The 986-nt window shown below is 54.4% G+C and carries 1 rRNA gene; it reads left to right on the forward strand.

Annotated elements, in window-relative coordinates:
• A 23S ribosomal RNA gene (locus tag ACWKXT_RS24220) occupies positions 1–986 on the forward strand; the annotation flags it as partial.

A 986-nucleotide genomic window follows, 5' to 3' on the forward strand; every position in this document is an offset into this window, starting at 1 on the left:
GGAGCTGAAATCAGTCGAAGATACCAGCTGGCTGCAACTGTTTATTAAAAACACAGCACTGTGCAAACACGAAAGTGGACGTATACGGTGTGACGCCTGCCCGGTGCCGGAAGGTTAATTGATGGGGTTAGCGGCAACGCGAAGCTCTTGATCGAAGCCCCGGTAAACGGCGGCCGTAACTATAACGGTCCTAAGGTAGCGAAATTCCTTGTCGGGTAAGTTCCGACCTGCACGAATGGCGTAATGATGGCCAGGCTGTCTCCACCCGAGACTCAGTGAAATTGAACTCGCTGTGAAGATGCAGTGTACCCGCGGCAAGACGGAAAGACCCCGTGAACCTTTACTATAGCTTGACACTGAACACTGGTCCTTGATGTGTAGGATAGGTGGGAGGCTTTGAAGCGTGGACGCCAGTCTGCGTGGAGCCATCCTTGAAATACCACCCTTTAATGGCTGGTGTTCTAACGTAGACCCGTAATCCGGGTTGCGGACAGTGTCTGGTGGGTAGTTTGACTGGGGCGGTCTCCTCCCAAAGAGTAACGGAGGAGCACGAAGGTTAGCTAATCCTGGTCGGACATCAGGAGGTTAGTGCAATGGCATAAGCTAGCTTGACTGCGAGAGTGACGGCTCGAGCAGGTGCGAAAGCAGGTCATAGTGATCCGGTGGTTCTGAATGGAAGGGCCATCGCTCAACGGATAAAAGGTACTCCGGGGATAACAGGCTGATACCGCCCAAGAGTTCATATCGACGGCGGTGTTTGGCACCTCGATGTCGGCTCATCACATCCTGGGGCTGAAGTAGGTCCCAAGGGTATGGCTGTTCGCCATTTAAAGTGGTACGCGAGCTGGGTTTAGAACGTCGTGAGACAGTTCGGTCCCTATCTGCCGTGGGCGCTGGAGAATTGAGGGGGGCTGCTCCTAGTACGAGAGGACCGGAGTGGACGCATCACTGGTGTTCGGGTTGTCATGCCAATGGCACTGCCCGGT

It is taken from the genome of Enterobacter sp. UPMP701 (assembly GCF_053709515.1).